Raw genomic sequence first — 12,856 nt, 5'->3', positions numbered from 1 at the left:
ATATAAACATAAGTCAATCATCTATGAGGAAGATTATGAACGATCCTATGGTATCTCGCAGTTCTGCTCAGGCGAGTGTACTGCAAACAAACAAAGTATTGCGAAATACTTACGCGCTGCTCTCTATGACGCTACTTTGGTCTGCGGTCGTTGCGGCATTTTCTATGGCAATGAACCTACCTCGTCCAGGTCTAATCCTAATGTTGGTTGGTTTCTACGGCCTATTATTCCTAACTGAAAAGAACCGTAACAACAGCATGGGTCTAGTATTCACGTTCTTGTTCACGGGTTTCCTTGGTTACACAACAGGCCCTATCCTAAACGCTTACGTTGGCGCAGGAATGGGTGATGTCATCGTGACAGCTCTGGGCGGTACTGCTCTGGCGTTCTTAGGCGCTTCTGCTTACGCACTGACAACTAAGCGTGATTTGTCATTCCTAGGCGGCGTGCTAATGGCAGGCTTTGTTGTTCTGCTTATCGGTATGGTCGCGAACATCTTCCTACAAATGCCAATGATTCACCTAGCAATGAGTGGCATGTTTGTTCTGTTCTCTACTGGCGTAATCTTGCTAACAACTCAGCAAATTGTACGTGGCGGTGAAACGAACTACATCTCTGCAACGGTTAGCTTGTACGTATCTATCTACAACCTATTTATCAGCCTATTGTCTATCCTAGGCATTATGAACAACGATTAATCCTAGTTCATTAATTACATAGATTGTATGAAGCCCGAGACAATGTCTCGGGCTTTTTGTTTGCCTATGAGCACTAAAAAATCAGAGCGGAATAGAAAGCCTAAACATCACACGGTACTTGATAAATAAGATAAACCTAAGCTAACCTTGCGTCGATGATCCTCAACTAGATTGCAAATCATGTTTGAATACAACGGAAAAACCATCGATACCGATGCAGAAGGCTACCTACTCAATCATCAAGATTGGGAACAAGGTATGATCACAATTTTGGCAGAGCAAGAAGGCATTGAAGTAACAGACGCTCACTTAGAAGTGGTTCTATTTGTTCGCGAGTTCTATGAAGAGTTTAATACGTCACCAGCGGTAAGAATGCTAGTGAAAGCCATGGAAAAAGCGCACGGCCCGGAAAAAGGCAACAGTAAATACCTATTTAAGTTATTCAAAAAAGGGCCTGCAAAGCAAGCCACTAAACTTGCGGGTCTTCCTAAGCCAGCAAAGTGCTTGTAATTAATCTGCACAACCGCTTTGCTACATAATAACGAAGCCTGAATAGGTTTTGCTTTGCTCACAAGGCTCTCTGGTTACCGAGTCCACGCTCGCCGTCCTAGGGCCTTTTAATAGCCACTCACATAACGCCTCTACCCTAGCCTCCTCACCACAAGCAACCACCTCTACCGAGCCATCATGCAAGTTTTTTGCATATCCGGTAAGCCCAAGCTTTAAACCTTCATGACACGTGTGATAGCGAAAACCAACACCTTGAACCATGCCGGTAATAATCAACTTCTGACAATATTGCGTCATAATTACTCTCCTAAAACCATCGCATGCTATGCTGATTTTAGTTCAGAATGAAGGGTTGACGTTTTAAGTAATAACGCCAATTTGCATTTATTTGAAACTTCACACAAAATACCCCACCTTTTCTCCGTTTCAACATCGTAAGGCATACCATGGCATCAGCTATCCACCTTGTAAAAGGCCGTGAAAAATCACTCCGACGCAAACACCCTTGGGTTTTCTCTAGAGGCATCTCTCGTGTCGATGGCACCCCAGAACTTGGCGAGACAGTTGACGTGTATGCGCACAACGGTGAGTGGTTGGCAAAAGCCGCCTACTCTCCAAACTCTCAAATTCGTGCGCGAGTATGGAGTTTTACCAAACAAGACATCGATGTTGAGTTCTTCATCCAGCGTATTCAGCAAGCACAATTGCTACGCGAAGACATCATTGAGCGTGACGGCCTAACTGGCTATCGCTTAATTGCGGCTGAATCTGATGGTCTTCCAGGTGTAACCATTGACCGTTATGGCGACTTCTTGGTGTGTCAGTTGCTCAGCGCTGGTGCCGAAAACCAAAAGGACAACTTGGTGAAAGCTCTGAACCACTGCTTCCCAGATTGCTCAATCTACGAGCGCTCTGACGTTTCAGTGAGAAAAAAAGAAGGTTTGCAGGAGCGAACTGGCGTTCTGTTTGGCAAATCACCGGATGAGCCGGTTGTCATTGAAGAGAACGGCGTAAAAATCAGTGTTGATATCATCAACGGTCATAAGACCGGTTTTTATCTCGACCAACGTGATAGCCGTTTCCAAGCACAAAAATATGTAAAAGATAAAGAAGTGCTCAACTGCTTTAGCTATACCGGTGGCTTTGGCCTCTATGCGCTCAAAGGTGGCGCTAAGCGTGTAATTAACGCTGACGTGTCTCAATTGGCACTCGACACCGCAAAACACAACGCTGAGCTCAATGGCTTTACAGAGAAGAAAAAAGCCGTATTCCTCAACGCAGACGTGTTCAAATTATTGCGTGAGTATCGTGACCAAGGCACCAAGTTTGATGTCGTAATCATGGATCCACCTAAGTTCGCCGAATCTAAAGCTCAGCTCAATGGTGCCTGTCGCGGTTACAAAGACATTAACATGTTAGCAATGCAAATCCTTAAGCCTGGTGGGACGCTACTCACTTACTCTTGCTCGGGTCTTATGGATGGTAATCTGTTCCAAAAAATCATTGCCGATGCTGCGCTTGATGCCAACCGTTCAGTGAAGTTTGTTGAACGCTTTGAACAAGCGGCGGATCATCCTACCGATACGGCCTACCCAGAAGGTTTCTACCTTAAGGGCTTTGCTTGTAAAGTACTGTAGTTTTTCCTGCCCGGATTCAACCTGGTAAGTATTCCTAGCCAACCTAACATAGGTTGGCTTTTTTGTACCTGCCGTCTCAAAAACAAGATAGCTTTTCATTGTTTTAATTGCATTGGCTATTTTCTTTACTACTTTCAATAGTATGTAAGAGTGGATCATTAGTCGTAATGTGAAATCCACTCGAGTCTTACAATAGATACATAATCCCGACAAATCGACATTGAAATACCCTAAGCTGTCGCTATAGTTAAGACTACAGTAGGTAACATTATGACTTGGCTGAAATTATTATAAACGAAAGCAGTATTGGCTCGATGCCAACTCATACTAACGACTTAGAATTTGAACGATTCGCGCCGAGCCGTCTATTGAGCATAGGATCAAGGAGAAAGACTTTGAATAAGCTTACCACTACCGCTGCGGCTTGTTTTATGGCTCTTAGCCTTCCTGTCAGCAGCCAAACCCTTGAGCAAGCCGTCGCGTTCACACTCAAGACGAATCCAGATATTAAAGCCGCCTACAATGAATACGTGAGCAAGCGCTATGAGGCCGATGCCGCGGTTGGTGCATACAGGCCAAAAGTCGACTTAGATGGCGGGATTGGATACGAAAAAACCGATTTCGACCGAGAGAATACCCTCAACAGTAGGAACGAGTCCCTCACCCGAAAGGAAGTCGGCATCACTCTGACGCAGCTCATTTGGGACGGTAATGAGACGCTCAACGACATCGACAGAACGGCTGCTGAAGCCGAATCAGTACGTTATCAACTGCTCGCAGACGCATCTGATATCGCTCTTGAAGTTGCACAAATATACTTAGATGCGACCAAAGCGTATGAAGTACTCGCATTATCGGAAGCCAATCTAGATGTGCATAAAAAAATCTACACGGACATTAAAAAGCGTGTGGATTCTGGTATAGGGTCGACAGCTGACTTGTCTCAGGTAGAAGCACGTATCGCCAAAGCTCACGGTAATTTACTCGCAGCGCAAAATAATCTGTTCGACACCCATACCCAATTTAAGCGCTTAGTTGGGCAAGCACCACTCGGCCTCAAGTATCCAAGAGCCGATGAAGTTGCGATCCCTTTTACCGTTGATGATGCACTCCAGATTGCTATGGAGCGACACCCCGTCATTAAAATTTCACAAGTCGATGTAGATTCGGCGCGTTTCCAGTACCAGCAAACGAAGGGGGTTAATTATCCTACATTCTATATTGATGCTGGACACAACTGGCGTGATGACGCTGGCGGCAACATAGGTACCGATAACGAAACCCGTGCTATGCTTCGTATGCGTTACAACCTGTACAACGGTGGTTCGGACTCTGATCGCTCTGAGTCGGCCGCTTACCAACTCAATAAAGCAAAAGACTTTAGAGACCGCACATATCGGATGGTAGAAGAAGGCTTAAAACTGTCTTGGACTGGGCTAGAGTTCACAGTCCAACAGCGAGAATTTCTGTCTGATCACGTAGACTCTGCCTCGGACACTGTTGTGGCTTATCAAAAGCAGTACAAAATTGGCAAGCGTACATTGCTGGACGTGTTGAACACCGAGAATGAACTGTTCGAAGCGCGTAAGGGTTATTTAGACGCTAAATACGCGGAGCAATTCGCACGCTATCGTGTAATGAACGCGACGGGAGGTCTACTTGATGCATTACGCGTCGATACTCCGTCCGAATGGAATGAGAAAGTGGAGTACTAATCATGAAACTACAGAGAAAACTGCTCATCTGTGGCCTAATGGTAATGCCACTTGCTGCCGTTCAGGCGTCCACTAAAGAAAACGACAAATACGATTACATTCCCACCCCGATTGCCGACCAAAAAGCAGATCTGCTTGATGATGACGGGGATGGTGTTATCAACGCTCGCGACCTATGTATTACAACACCACAAGGGTCAGCACTCGATAACGATGGCTGTGAACGTTACCTCGATGTATCTAACACTTTGGCGCTACGTATTTTGTTTGATAACAATTCAACCTTCATCAAACCTGTGTTTCAAAACCAAATTACTGAAATGGCAAAATTTCTCAAAGAATACCCTGAGACCTCAATTGAGATCCAAGGCTTTGCCAGTATCGTTGGTAACGCTGATAAAAACATGGTGTTGTCGCAAAATCGTGCCGATGTGGTTCGTCAAGCAATCATAAACAACGGTATCGACCCTAATAGACTAAGCATTGTTGGTTTTGGTGAAACTAAGCCCGAAGAGCTGGGTGACAGCGAGTTTGCCCATGCGATGAACCGCAAAGTTGTCGCTTCAGTCGTCGGCTACAAAGGTGAAGTCGATAAGGAGTGGACAATCTTCACGAAGATTGGCAAGTAGATTACTAATGCATCACTTGCACTCAAAGCGCTCACGTTGGGCGCTTTTTTGTTGCCATTTCATTTAGATATTAACGATCTCATGCTAGTCTTGTAAGCAGTTCTTACTATGAGTAGATAACAATGAGTAAATTAACGTCTGATATCGAACAAAACTTAAAGTTGTTTATTGAAGAAACAAGCAAAACCCAACTTGTATGGGGTCTTCGCAACGAAGATGGTTGGTTGGCGTGTGATTCAACCGAGTTCGAAAACAGTGAAGTAATGCCTTTCTGGTCGTCAGAAGAAGACGCAAAAACTCACAACGTTGAAGAGTGGGCTGACTTTGAAGTACTGCACATCCCTCTTGATATCTTCGTTGAAGATTGGCTACTGACATTGGACGAAGACGGCGTACTGATCGGCACGAACTGGAACGATCAGCTAGATGGTAAGGAAATGGAGCCTTCAGAGGTTGCTAAGCTGTATCTGAAGCTTAACTAATCCACACTCTACCGTTTTAATACGTTGATAGATAACAAAGAGGCGCATAATGCGCCTCTTTTTAGTTTGATTTCTCGCTTAGTGATTGCATCACCGCTTGCTGATTATCGAGGTAATGGTTGAGGCCATTGGCTCGCAGCTCACATGACGGACAATCACCACAGCCATCGCCAATAATGCCGTTATAACACGTCAGCGTCTCGTTACGAACAAGCTCTAGCGCATCATACTTATCAGCCAGCGCCCATGTCTCGGCTTTATCTAGCCACATTAGCGGCGTAACGATATCCAGCTCTCTGTCCATGCCTTGCACTAAGGCAGTGTTCATTGCCTTAATAAAGTCATTACGACAGTCAGGATAGCCAGAGAAGTCGGTTTCACATACACCTGTGATGACCGCTGAAGCGCCAATTTGATAGGCGTAAATGCCGGCTAGGGTTAAAAACAGAATATTACGACCCGGAACAAACGAGTTTGGTAAGCCGTTTTCTTGCAGCTCGTGAGAGACTGGAATGTCATCACGTGTCAGTGAGCTGATGGCCAATTCATTGAGCAGACCTACATCCATCACTTTGTGTGCTTTTACGCCAAGCTTTTCTGTCAAAGCTTGTGCCACTTCGATTTCTAGCTTGTGTCTCTGACCGTAATCGAACGTGATTGCGTGTACTTCGTCATACTCTTTTAATGCTTGCACCAAACACGTGGTCGAGTCTTGGCCACCACTAAAAACTACTACTGCCTTCTTCATTACCATCTCCATCTTGGGTGTTATGCAATATTTAAGTATTTATGAGTTTGTACCGACAAACGCCAGTTGCGCGCGATACACGTGCTCATACAAAGTTCAGTCGCACGCGGCTTCTGGCTAATTGGCTGCAGTGCAATCACGACATCCGGCTTCAATGCGACACCGTCAAGCAGCTCATCAAGCTGTTCAATGTTCTTATCCGTCGCCACTGGGTGTTTAATTTCGTTTGCACGCTCTAGCGCTGAGGTAAGTACTTCGCGTTTACCTTTCATTGCAATTTTAGGTGACACTGTCACCCAAGTATTATCAGTGACTCTAACTTCAGACGTACCACTGGTCTCGATTTGGCAACGAGCATCGATAGCCTCAAACGCCTCACAAAGCGGCGTTAAGTCATATTCGCAAGGCTCACCACCAGTAATGACAATATGTTTCGCTGTAAAGCCCTGGGCTCGATACATAGCAACGATCTCATCGGCGCTGACATCACTCCAAGTCGGGCTGTCGCCTTGCTTAGTAATGATTTCGCCGAACGTGCGCTCATCTTCTTGCTTTGCTTCCCAGGTCTGCTTGGTATCACACCACGCACAACCCACATTACAGATCTGAAGACGAATGAATACCGCCGGAACGCCTGTGTACACGCCCTCGCCTTGAATGGTTTCAAACATCTCATTGATCTTGAATTGTTTACCGCTCATTAAATTTTGCCATTTATGTAAGATGAGCAGACCTTAAAGGATGCGCGCTAGAAATTCAACATTAACCGGACGACAAAATCACTGGCAGTCTACGGCTAATTTCCCTATTCTGATGCGGTTTTGTTTTATTTCTTTTTTAGGTAAGTCACGTGTACAAACTCATCGCTATCGATATGGATGGAACCCTACTCACATCCGATAAAAACATCACCCCTCGTACTAAACAAGCCATCGCTGCTGCTAAAGACAAAGGCGTTACAGTCGTTCTGGCTTCTGGTAGGCCACTTAACGGTATGAAGGACGCACTTGTAGAATTAGGTTTAACAGAGCAAGACGACTTTGTTATTCACTTCAATGGCACCTATGTAGAAAAAGTCGCAAGTGGTGAAAAGCTTCACGAGCAGCCACTAACGGGTAAAGATGCTAAGCGCATTGCTAGCCTTGCAAACGACTTAGGGCTGCACTGCCACGCGTTCAGCACGCAGATCGGATTGATTACCACAGAAGCTAACCCATATACCGACCACGAAGCAGAAATCAATAAGCTCGACTTCACTGTTTATGATTTTGAACGTTTAGAAGATGACCATGAAATCATTAAAGCGATGATTGTTGGCGAGCCGAGCAAACTCACTGAGGGTATCGCTAAGATTGACGCATCGTATCACGATGACTACACCATCGTTCAAAGTGCCCCATTCTTCTTAGAGTTCTTAAACCCACTCAGCAATAAAGGTGAAGGGGTTAAAGTCATAGCCGATCACCTAGGTATTCCTTATGAACAAACCATGTGCTTTGGTGATGCCGAAAACGACCATCACATGATCAAGTTTGCAGGTAAAGGTGTCGCGATGGCGAATGCAATGGACGCGACCAAAACGATTGCCGATTACATCACAGACAGTAATGATGAAGACGGTGTAGCAAAAGCGATTGAGAAATTTGTGCTATAGTTTTTCGTATTCTCGCTGCACTCAGTGCTAACTTGCTGTTTTAAGGAAAGAACATGACCATCCGCCTACTGCTAAACGGTAAAAAAGCTGCTCAAGAAGACATTCGAGAAGCGGTCTATCAACTTCGAGAACAAGGGCATCAGCTTGAGGTTCGCGTGACGTGGGAAGGCGGAGACATTGAAAGGTTAGTACAAGAAGCTGGTGCTGAGGGTGTCACTCGCCTCATCGCTGGCGGCGGTGACGGTACCATCAATGAAGTGGTCGATGCCCTGCTCAAGCAGAATCTCTCTCATATCGAATTAGCCGTCCTACCACTTGGTACGGCTAACGACTTTGCCACAGCCTGTGAAATTCCAACTCTCTCCGCTTATGATGCGCTGCATCTAGCACTTACCGGCCAAGCCACGTTTATCGACGCTGCATCCGCCAATGAAAGACACTTCATTAATATCGCCACGGCCGGATTTGGCGCACAAGTCACGGCAAACACCCCCGTGGCTCTTAAAAACTTTTTAGGCGGTGGCGCTTATACACTTGCAGGACTTGTTCAAGCGATTAACTTTCAGCCTTTTAGCGGCAGAGTATTGTATGACGGCAAGGAAGTAGACAGTCACGTTGTCGTCGGCGCTGTATGTAACGGCAGAATGGCAGGCGGTGGTCAGCCTTTATCACCCAACGCCATGCTCAATGATGGACTGCTTGACGTAGTTTCATTAGAGGAGTTTGCACCTAGTGATATTGCAGCGGTGGTTGACGAACTGCTGCAACAACCAGAGTTTAGTGGCACGTTTGTAAAACGAAACCAAGTGAAAACATTGGAGTGGATTTCTGACTCAGTGATGCCAGTGAATCTCGATGGTGAACCACTAACATCAAAGCGCATCAAATTCAGTGTGCTTCCAAACGCCATTAAGCTGGTGCTTCCGGCTCACAGTCCCGTAGTACTTAACCTCGATTAACTCAACCTTGATTGTCTCAGCCTTGATTTCCTGAACCTTGATTTCCTTAACCAGCCAAACGAGGATCCGGTTCAAAGCTAAGCTTAACAACGTTAAGTTTCTCTAAGTTAAAATCAGGATGAGCGAGATTTAGCAGACAATTGAACTCTCTCGGTACGATAGTTGATGGAATTTTAAGGCAAAGACTTATATCACTGGCTATCCATTCATCACCAATTTGCGCTGTTGAGGCCGGCGCCGGATCTTCTTGCCAATCATCAGGTAAATAACTTTGATCAAGTTCGATGATCGCACTATCGTCCACATCAATGCAATACAGCTCATAGTCATTGAGTAGCTCAGAGTCATTGAGGTGCACTAGTACTTCTAAAATCGCTAAAGACTCGGACGTCGCGAGATACACACATCGTGTGCCTGTCGAATTCCATCGACCGCCATAACGCCTTGCTCCCTCACCATCAAAAACTTGCTCAATGCTTGTCGCGAACTTTCTCTTTACGATTCGATACAACTGCATTAGTTGAACACGCCATGCTCGAGGCGGCCAATGACGCTCAATACTTCTTCGGTTTCAGCACTGGTTTTCAACATGTCACTAGGCGCTATATATCCCAATGCCTTGACTGGGTTGTGCATCCACTGAAACGCTTTGATTTTGTTGTTCTCAAACAAGCGCAGTGACGCATTGTAGACTTCTGCATATCGGTAAAGCCTGTCACTTTCATCTGAAGAGAATTTACCATCCTTTGCTCGGCGGCTTAGCGTTGCGCTTTTGATGTTGGTGATACGAGCGAGCTCTTTTCTCTCGATACCCGTCGCCGTCGCGAGCTTTTGATAAGTCGAGAAGTCGAAGCCTGCTTCTATCGCTTCATAGAGTTTGCGTCCTCTTGGAGGCACGCCAATCTGCGACCAAAAGCTAGCCTGTGAACGAGAAGGAACGAATTTAGCTGAAGCACTCATTTAACTCACCATTTGATACAGTCTTAACATATCAAATGATAGATCACTTTCGCTTTGGCGACAACTCCAGCCTAAAACAGAAAAGGCGACCCACTGGGTCGCCTTACTCAACTCATTGCCAATCCTACTTAAACAGTAGCAATTACTTGATGTTCAAGAATGCAGCGCCGCGAACGCCGCCTGAATCGCCGTGTTTCGCTTTCACAATCTTTGGACACTTGGCCACAGAGAGCAGGTACTTAGGTACACGCTTTGGCATCTCTTCGTAGATAAGTTCGAAGTTAGAAAGACCGCCACCTAAAGTAACAACGTGTGGATCGTTAGCAGTAAATAGGTTTGCAAAGCAGATTGCTAGCAGTTCCATAAACATGTCAACGAACTCTGTCGCATCGGCATCGCCTGCTTCACGCGCTTTAATGATATCGATCGCTTTCTTGCTCTCGCCGTAATAGTGCGTGTAAAGCAGCTCAAAGCCACGGCCAGATAGATAATTATCCAGACAGCCTTTTTTACCACAGCCACACTGAAGTAAAGGTGGGTTGTCGCCTAGATGGAACCAAGCATCGATAGGCAAACGCATGTGGCCTAACTCACCAGCTACATTGTTGCGGCCAGAGAAGACTTTACCTTCGTAAACAAAGCCACCGCCAAAACCCGTACCTAGGATCAAGCCCAGTACTGATGGCGCGTCTTGCAATTCATCATCCCATGCTTCAGACAGAGCAAAACAGTTTGCGTCGTTCTCAATTTTTACTTGGCGGCCAATTAGCGCTTCTAGATCACGGCGTAGCGGCTTGCCTTTCGCACAAGCAACGTTAACGGTAAGTACTGTGCCATCATCCGCATCTTCCATACCTGGTAGACCTAGACCAACTTTACCCTCTGTACCGAACTCTGCATCGTATTTGGCTACCAAGCCTGCAATCGTATCTAACAGTACTTGATAATCATCAACTGGTGTTGGAACGCGCTCTGTTGCTACACGTTCTAGTTTTTCGTTGAAAGCACCAAACTCAATTTTTGTGCCGCCGACGTCAAAGCCGTAATACATGAAAACTCTCCTTGAAACCCCAATCCGAGGCGAAAAAATAGAATAACTGATGGCATTATCCATATCCCTACCCCCTCAAACCGTGATGCAGCCCCAATTTATACCTTTGCTTGCACCGCTTGGTTAACAAGTCGTCACCTTAATGGGCACTATTAGAGCAACGTCTCGTTTTTTATTAGAGCTATGAAATTATTTAACTCAGGACGGGTCAGATCGGAGGAGAAGCGAGTCTTACTCAACATATAGCTTTCACGAAAAGCGGCAAACCAAAGTGCAAGTGTATTGGCGGTTTTCTGTTCGCCAAATTGCTCAAACACCAAACTGGCCACTTCTGCGGTCGCTAGGTGGTCTTCATTCTCAGACTTGCGCATTACGTAGTTCGACACCGCTTCTGGTTTGATCGAACAAACCGGGAATTTATCGAGATAAGGAGACTTGCGAAACATTCTTCGTGCTTCTCGCCAGCTGCCATCCAAAAAGATAAACAGAGGCTTTTTACCCTCAGGTAGAAGCGTGTTTGACTCAGTTTGCTCAGCCATTTCTAGAACACGTGTTTTGTCATCAACATATTCTTCTGGAAAGATTATAATCGGCTGTAAGGTCTCATCATTTAACACCGCCAACATGTCTGCATTTGGTTCGGTACGATGCCAAGGAAACGCATAGCCTTGCTCAACCGTATCAAGTATTAGACGACCAGTATTGCTTGGCTTTAAAATCTCTGCATCAGAGACCAGCAGCATGACTGCAATATCAAGGTTCGGTGCGGGTTGGTGCTCGCAGATACAGTATTGCTTGGCGATTTGGCAGGTTTTACAACGTTCAACTTTTGCACCGCGGGCGTTGAAGGGTTTGGTGGCTGCGGCAAGTCGCTCATCATACATAGCGTGGAAGGCGTGGCGTCTCATAATCATGGTACTTTGACAAAAGGTGGCGGGATTCTACTCTGCCAACGTACGTTAGTAAAAGGAAACTCAACAGCAATGGAAAACAGTGACACTATTCGCCTGGCGATCTTTCTTTCGGTATTAGTGCTCTGCGCTGCCTGGGAGTGGGCAGCCCCAAGAAAGGCACGAACGCGCAGCCGTTTGCTGCGTTGGAGCAACAATCTCGCGCTGGTGGGCTTTAACTCCTTAACCTTAGCGGTTGCCATGCCACTTTTGGCGATTGAAGCATCCTTGCGTGCGGCTGAACATCAAGTGGGGCTTTTCAACTACCTTGCCTTACCCTTGTGGCTCGTACTGCCAATCAGTGTCATCTTACTTGATGGCGTCATCTACTTTCAGCATGTCGTGTTCCATCGACTGCCTATTCTTTGGCGATTACACCGCATGCATCACGCCGACAGAGACATTGATGTCACCACAGGGGCACGCTTCCACCCCATTGAAATCGTTCTATCTATGTGGATCAAAATTGGTGTCGTAATGGCACTTGGAGTCCCACCGATTGCGGTATTGGTGTTTGAGATTGTTCTTAATGCGAGCGCGATGTTTAACCACAGCAATGCCAAGCTACCTTTAGCCGTAGACAAAGTACTACGAAAAGTTGTGGTGACACCGGACTTTCATCGAGTTCACCACTCAGTGATTCCCAAAGAAACGCACTCCAACTTTGGCTTCTTCTTGTCGGTATGGGATCGCTGGTTTGGCACCTATCGCGCTCAGCCAGAGCTTGGACACGATAAGGTGGAAATAGGCATTCCAGAATTTGCGGCTAAAAACGAACAAAGGCTGGATAAGTTACTTACCCAGCCTTTTAGAAACGACTACAAGTCTAACTAATTTAACCCGCTGTTCATTTAAACTGCTGT

The 12,856-nt window shown here is 46.0% G+C and carries 16 protein-coding genes; 9 read left to right on the top strand and 7 right to left on the bottom strand.

Annotation, left to right across the window (positions count from 1 at the left end):
- Window positions 1–35: 35 nt before the first annotated feature.
- Both AAA946_RS07835 and AAA946_RS07830 read left to right on the top strand, forming a co-directional pair.
- Window positions 36–698 carry a Bax inhibitor-1/YccA family protein gene (locus AAA946_RS07835; RefSeq protein ID WP_112461762.1) on the top strand — a complete coding sequence of 221 codons (663 nt, stop codon included), beginning with the start codon at window positions 36–38 and terminating at the stop codon, window positions 696–698.
- A gap of 180 nt (window positions 699–878) precedes the next feature.
- Window positions 879–1,208: a TusE/DsrC/DsvC family sulfur relay protein gene (locus AAA946_RS07830; RefSeq protein ID WP_338164353.1), complete on the top strand. Its 330-nt coding sequence runs from the start codon at window positions 879–881 to the stop codon at window positions 1,206–1,208.
- A gap of 21 nt (window positions 1,209–1,229) precedes the next feature.
- Here AAA946_RS07830 and yccX read toward each other — a convergent pair whose 3' ends face one another.
- Complete coding sequence (yccX, locus tag AAA946_RS07825; RefSeq protein WP_338164352.1) at window positions 1,230–1,505, bottom strand: acylphosphatase; 276 nt, start codon at window positions 1,503–1,505, stop codon at window positions 1,230–1,232.
- 149 nt (window positions 1,506–1,654) lie between these two features.
- On the opposite strand from yccX, the gene AAA946_RS07820 reads away from it, so the two are divergent.
- The 4 genes from AAA946_RS07820 (at window position 1,655) to AAA946_RS07805 (ending at window position 5,671) form a co-directional block, all read left to right on the top strand.
- The gene (locus tag AAA946_RS07820) at window positions 1,655–2,845 is read left to right on the top strand and encodes a class I SAM-dependent methyltransferase (RefSeq protein ID WP_338164351.1); all 1,191 of its coding nucleotides are present in this window, start codon (window positions 1,655–1,657) and stop codon (window positions 2,843–2,845) included.
- 431 nt (window positions 2,846–3,276) lie between these two features.
- The gene (locus AAA946_RS07815; RefSeq protein ID WP_338165799.1) at window positions 3,277–4,560 is read left to right on the top strand and encodes a TolC family outer membrane protein; all 1,284 of its coding nucleotides are present in this window, start codon (window positions 3,277–3,279) and stop codon (window positions 4,558–4,560) included.
- Window positions 4,561–4,562: 2 nt separating this feature from the next.
- Window positions 4,563–5,189, top strand: a complete 627-nt coding sequence (locus AAA946_RS07810; protein ID WP_338164350.1) for an OmpA family protein — start codon at window positions 4,563–4,565, stop codon at window positions 5,187–5,189.
- Window positions 5,190–5,311: 122 nt separating this feature from the next.
- Window positions 5,312–5,671, top strand: coding sequence for a DUF2750 domain-containing protein (locus tag AAA946_RS07805; RefSeq protein ID WP_042498718.1), 360 nt, complete (start codon window positions 5,312–5,314; stop codon window positions 5,669–5,671).
- A gap of 61 nt (window positions 5,672–5,732) precedes the next feature.
- Here the strand turns inward: AAA946_RS07805 and queC are convergent, their stop codons facing one another.
- Window positions 5,733–6,419, bottom strand: a complete 687-nt coding sequence (gene queC, locus AAA946_RS07800; RefSeq protein WP_338164349.1) for a 7-cyano-7-deazaguanine synthase QueC — start codon at window positions 6,417–6,419, stop codon at window positions 5,733–5,735.
- A 20-nt stretch (window positions 6,420–6,439) separates the two neighbouring features.
- Entirely contained in the window at window positions 6,440–7,120 is a 681-nt protein-coding gene (queE, locus tag AAA946_RS07795) for a 7-carboxy-7-deazaguanine synthase QueE (protein WP_338164348.1), read from the bottom strand.
- Window positions 7,121–7,269: 149 nt separating this feature from the next.
- Between queE and AAA946_RS07790 the strand changes: the two genes are divergently transcribed.
- Both AAA946_RS07790 and yegS read left to right on the top strand, forming a co-directional pair.
- Window positions 7,270–8,073: a Cof-type HAD-IIB family hydrolase gene (locus tag AAA946_RS07790; RefSeq protein ID WP_338164347.1), complete on the top strand. Its 804-nt coding sequence runs from the start codon at window positions 7,270–7,272 to the stop codon at window positions 8,071–8,073.
- Window positions 8,074–8,126: 53 nt separating this feature from the next.
- A complete protein-coding gene (yegS, locus tag AAA946_RS07785) occupies window positions 8,127–9,032 on the top strand; it encodes a lipid kinase YegS (RefSeq protein WP_338164346.1) in 906 nt (301 codons plus the stop codon).
- 46 nt (window positions 9,033–9,078) lie between these two features.
- On the opposite strand, the gene AAA946_RS07780 is transcribed toward yegS, so the two are convergent.
- The 4 genes from AAA946_RS07780 to AAA946_RS07765 all read right to left on the bottom strand — a co-directional run bounded on the left by AAA946_RS07780 (window position 9,079) and on the right by AAA946_RS07765 (window position 11,957).
- Entirely contained in the window at window positions 9,079–9,549 is a 471-nt protein-coding gene (locus AAA946_RS07780) for an RES family NAD+ phosphorylase (protein ID WP_338164345.1), read from the bottom strand.
- Complete coding sequence (gene parS / locus AAA946_RS07775; RefSeq protein WP_338164344.1) at window positions 9,549–9,992, bottom strand: type II RES/Xre toxin-antitoxin system antitoxin; 444 nt, start codon at window positions 9,990–9,992, stop codon at window positions 9,549–9,551. The genes AAA946_RS07780 and parS overlap by 1 nt, the downstream gene beginning before the upstream one ends.
- Before the next feature lie 142 nt (window positions 9,993–10,134).
- Entirely contained in the window at window positions 10,135–11,043 is a 909-nt protein-coding gene (gene nagK / locus AAA946_RS07770; RefSeq protein ID WP_338164343.1) for an N-acetylglucosamine kinase, read from the bottom strand.
- 152 nt (window positions 11,044–11,195) lie between these two features.
- Window positions 11,196–11,957 carry a tRNA-uridine aminocarboxypropyltransferase gene (locus tag AAA946_RS07765; protein WP_338164342.1) on the bottom strand — a complete coding sequence of 254 codons (762 nt, stop codon included), beginning with the start codon at window positions 11,955–11,957 and terminating at the stop codon, window positions 11,196–11,198.
- Window positions 11,958–12,026: 69 nt separating this feature from the next.
- Here AAA946_RS07765 and AAA946_RS07760 point away from each other — a divergent pair, with 69 nt between their 5' ends.
- The gene (locus AAA946_RS07760; RefSeq protein WP_338164341.1) at window positions 12,027–12,827 is read left to right on the top strand and encodes a sterol desaturase family protein; all 801 of its coding nucleotides are present in this window, start codon (window positions 12,027–12,029) and stop codon (window positions 12,825–12,827) included.
- Window positions 12,828–12,856 lie beyond the last annotated feature (29 nt).

Source organism: Vibrio sp. 10N (genome assembly GCF_036245475.1).
Lineage (GTDB): Bacteria > Pseudomonadota > Gammaproteobacteria > Enterobacterales > Vibrionaceae > Vibrio.
The sequence above is the reverse complement of the archived record's forward strand: the minus strand, read 5'-3'. Positions and strand labels throughout refer to the sequence as shown.